Annotated in this window: 3 protein-coding genes and 1 pseudogene; 1 reads left to right on the top strand and 3 read right to left on the bottom strand. The window is 30.2% G+C overall.

Annotated elements, in window-relative coordinates:
- The 3 genes and pseudogenes from MICAI_RS14870 to MICAI_RS14880 form a co-directional block, all read right to left on the bottom strand.
- A pseudogene (locus MICAI_RS14870) lies at nucleotides 1–363 on the bottom strand (hypothetical protein); the annotation flags it as partial.
- Nucleotides 364–423: 60 nt separating this feature from the next.
- Nucleotides 424–1,935: a hypothetical protein gene (locus MICAI_RS14875; protein WP_008203499.1), complete on the bottom strand. Its 1,512-nt coding sequence runs from the start codon at nucleotides 1,933–1,935 to the stop codon at nucleotides 424–426.
- A gap of 344 nt (nucleotides 1,936–2,279) precedes the next feature.
- Nucleotides 2,280–2,465: a hypothetical protein gene (locus MICAI_RS14880; protein ID WP_002775044.1), complete on the bottom strand. Its 186-nt coding sequence runs from the start codon at nucleotides 2,463–2,465 to the stop codon at nucleotides 2,280–2,282.
- Between the two features lie 215 nt (nucleotides 2,466–2,680).
- Here MICAI_RS14880 and MICAI_RS14885 point away from each other — a divergent pair, with 215 nt between their 5' ends.
- Nucleotides 2,681–4,039, top strand: coding sequence for an AAA family ATPase (locus MICAI_RS14885; protein WP_008203500.1), 1,359 nt, complete (start codon nucleotides 2,681–2,683; stop codon nucleotides 4,037–4,039).
- The last annotated feature ends 56 nt before the right edge of the window (nucleotides 4,040–4,095 follow it).

The raw sequence follows: 4,095 nt of genomic DNA on the forward strand, positions 1-4,095 counted from the left end.
TGGATAACTTCCTCCTGTAAATTGATAATCTAAAAAAAGATAAATACTATTTTGATTGATATTTGATTTCTTAAAGTATTGTGCTTTTGCTTCTCCTTGTAATAAACAAGGGCAATGTCCCACTAAAATAGGTGTTATTCCAGATACTGAAATAGAAGTATTCAACATATTACCTAATGCCTGTTCATCTTCTATTTGTTGAAAAACAAATGTATCTTTTGGCAAAAAATTTTTATCTATTAATTCATCTCTATTTATATTGTCTAAGTCTATAGCACTGTTGGGAAGTAATATCTCCTTAAAAGAGTCAAATCCACTACCTAAACGTTCTCCTTGATTTCGATACTCTCTTTCTATAGTCATAAAATTCTAATTTGATTTTCTGTAAAAGTTTTTTTAGTTAAACCTTAAAAGTATGAAAAATTAACCCGTGAAAATTTGTCTAATAGCAAATATTAGTTTTTTAAATTGTTTTCCAATCCATCCCATAAACCTTCCAAAACCCTCTCCTTTGTCTTCAGGAAGTCTAATTATGTGGTGATAATCGTCTGCGTCCAACATACTGTTTTTTTCGGGTCCTAATTGTTTAGAATATTCACTGTGATACCATTCGTCTAATTTTTTATATTCTTTAATAGTTAATTTTTTATCTTCTGGTGAATTTCCTTCTGGTATAGTTGTCAACCATTTCAAATTACGCATAGTAACAATTATCTTTCTGTAACCTACTTTATAGGATTGATTGTATTGAGCTAGAGTCATTAGTTTAGTATAGTTAAGCAAATTAAATTCAGTATTTTCCTCCCAAGTAAATTCAATAGATTCCCATATATTATGTAAAAATTCATGTCGCTCTCCTTTGATTCTAATAGTGTAAGGAGTATAATAAAACACTTGTAAAGCCCTAACTCGAAGAAGGATAAATCCTTTAAAAATTCCATTTATAAGACTACCAATAGAAGCAATAAAAATATATAAAGTATGTCCTATTTCTTTAACCAAATTAGGTAAGAAATTTTTCAGTAATTCCTTGATCAGGCGGGATAGATTTTTTAATTTCGCTTTTATATTTCCATCTGTGGCTTTTCTATCCAGTGAAACGCCGAATATTAAAGAAATAATGTCAATAAAACTTGCGATACATAGTGCAACAATAGCTTTAATGTCTCTTTCAAAAACCTTTTGGACAGGAATTAAAAAATAGCCAAATTCAGAATATCCTTTATTTTGTTTTAACTTTTCTAATATTTCCTTATTTAAGGATTCGTCATTTGTTGAAGAATTTTTATCAACCTTTTTTGTTGTTACGCTTTCATAAACTTCTTTTCTGATGTCCTCAGTTAGAGATGACAAAAGAGTATTAACATTATCGAGATTACCTGTATTTTGATCAACTAACGCTTTAATCTCCTCAATAGCCGTGAGTTGAGGGTTTTGAGCTAATAAATCGTCAAGTTCTTTTTTTGATTCTAAATAGAATCTATCTGTACCTACTTCCTCAAGTTGTTTATTCATATATACCTCTATCTTTTTTTTTCTCTCCAATTTCTGAAGACTATCTTGATAAGTTTGCGATTGTCGAACAGAATTTTTCACATGATTATAAAATTTTACTTGTTCCGAGTTCTCCTGAAGATTTACATCAGGGAAAGATTTATAAATGATAAAAAAGCTAGTGTAAATACTAGCAACCGTTAGAAGAATAAGTAAATTTCTCCTGTAAAAAGACGATTGAATTTCTTGTCTTCCAAAAAAAAACAGGAATAAAAGTAAACCTTGTATAATTGTTCCTAGCAGCAAAGATGCGCGAATCGTTATCGGCCACTCTACTAAATTTAATTCTGGTAATATTATTTCTGCTCCTGCCACACTTGTTGACCAACTGAGGGCTTGAAGTGCTAAGATAATAATTATAGTTATTCTTTTTCCTAGCATTTCGGGATCATCTCACCTTTGCAATAAACAATTGTACTTAAATGCGAAATGCTTAGATAGCAAGCCTTTTCGGGAGTTCATAGATTTTTAACGGTTCTCTAAATTGTGTGATTCAAACCAGAATCGTTACTACAAAAGCCTTCTTCCCATTCTGAGCATTTATAGCGGTTCTCGCATCTGTGCGGCACACTCAAACCTTTGCTGATTAAGCTGTTCAGGATCGGGAATGTACCTCTTGTGAATCAGAAACGCTATATACTCATTACATAATTGGGATGCTCCCCTTGGTTAAGCATTTCTCTCGTTCTTCTTAATGCTTTTCTCCTTCAAGTGAAGACATTTATTTAACCCCCCGAATACTTAATACCTACTTGGCTCAAAATTTGAGCTACTTTAGTAGCGTTATAACTAGGGACTTCTATTACATCACCTGAAACTGAAGCATTTGAACCTAACTCACTTACCACTTTTGCCTTAGCCTCCGATTTTTGCGAGTCTAAAGCGTATTTATCGAGAACAAATTTAGGCATATCAACCCTTTTAATCAATTATTTAAATCCCAAAATCTTAACCTTGTAGTTGTTTTTGGTATTCTTCTGTCAGCTTAACAAAGGTTTTTTTGAACCACCACCAGATTTCACCTGATGTTTTGTAAAGAAATGTTAAGACAAGGCCAGAAATGACTTGATCTTGTTTTACAATAACTGAACTATAATATAGGTAACAATTTATTCACTTTCACACCATGAAGGATAGTTTACACTTGTTGCGTTTTATCGAAGATTTATTGATAGAGGAAGATGGGCAAAGTCTTAGCGATATTCAGCGACACATTATTGAAGAGTTATTAAACGGCAAAACCTATAAAGAAATTGCAGATAGTTATGGTTATGATGAGAAACATATTGGCGATGTGAGTAGAAATAAAATATTTAAGGTTTTATCTAAGCAATTAGGATTAGAAGAAAAAGAGCTTAATAAGTCTAATTTTCGTTGGAATATCGAAAAAGCAGTTAATTCTCAACTTTTTACAATACTAAATAAAAATATTAATTATTGTGTAAAGTCTCCTCAACCTGACACCACTAAACCAATTGAAAATAAAGAAAAATCTCCATCAGAAACATCATATCATGATTTAAGTTTAGCTCCAAAGATAAATCGTAATTTCTGCGATCGCATTTCAGAATTAGAAATCTTAACACAGAGAATATTAATTGAGAAAAGGCCTTTAATTTCCGTATCAGGATTGAGTGGAATTGGAAAAACTACCTTAGTTAGACATTTTGTAGAATTAAATTTAGAAAAATTTGAAGTAATTATTTGGCAAAATCTAAAAATATTCAATTGTTTAGACACAATTATTACTGATATTTTCACTAAAATTAATACGGATTTTATCTTAAATGATCACGATAAATTGACTCTGTTTTTAAAGTTATTGCAACGGAAAAAGTGTTTAATTATTTTTGACAATGTACAGGAATTATTTAGCGAGGGTGAATTAGCAGGGCAATATCAAACTAAACATAAAAAGTATCAGGAATTCTTTTCAATAATTACTAACGAAATTGAACATCAAAGTAGTTTAATTTTAATTAGTCAAGAGCGATGTTCAGAAATGTATTATTCAGATGAAAAATTAGATTTACTTGAATTACAAGGTTTAAATAATCGGGCAATCCTCAATAATTTAGGTTCTGAAGATGAAGAAAGCTGGTTAAAAGTAGTTCAGTTATACGAAAGAAATTTATTTTATTTAAAAGATATTGCTGTTTTAATTCAAGATGTTTATCATGGTTGTGTCGGTGAGTTTTTACAAGAGGAAAATATTGTTATTACAGCAAAAATAAAGGAAAGTTTGACTATAATAATTAAGAGATTATCGCCCATTGAAAAACAAATTATTCAATCCTTAATCAACCTAAAAAAAGATTGTTCAAGAAATGAATTAAAATTAAGTTTAGATTTATCAGCGGATGACTTGATTAAAGGGTTACAATCTTTACAAAAAAGATATTTGTTAACTAAAATTGAAGAATCAGAAATCTTATTTAATTTATCTCCTGTGTTTAAAAAATATATCAAAGATACAGGTATCTAAATAAGTGGCGGTTATCATAATTTTTTACCTCATGAACTTTGCACTGTACGGTGTTA

Source organism: Microcystis sp. T1-4 (genome assembly GCF_000297435.1).
In the GTDB taxonomy this organism is placed as follows: domain Bacteria; phylum Cyanobacteriota; class Cyanobacteriia; order Cyanobacteriales; family Microcystaceae; genus Microcystis.

Bases quoted from the DNA above. Each gene is read 5' to 3' on its own strand.
- MICAI_RS14875 (WP_008203499.1), bottom strand. From the start codon at position 1,935: ATGCTAGGAAAAAGAATAACTATAATTATTATCTTAGCACTTCAAGCC.
- MICAI_RS14880 (WP_002775044.1), bottom strand. From the start codon at position 2,465: ATGCCTAAATTTGTTCTCGATAAATACGCTTTAGACTCGCAAAAATCG.
- MICAI_RS14885 (WP_008203500.1), top strand. From the start codon at position 2,681: ATGAAGGATAGTTTACACTTGTTGCGTTTTATCGAAGATTTATTGATA.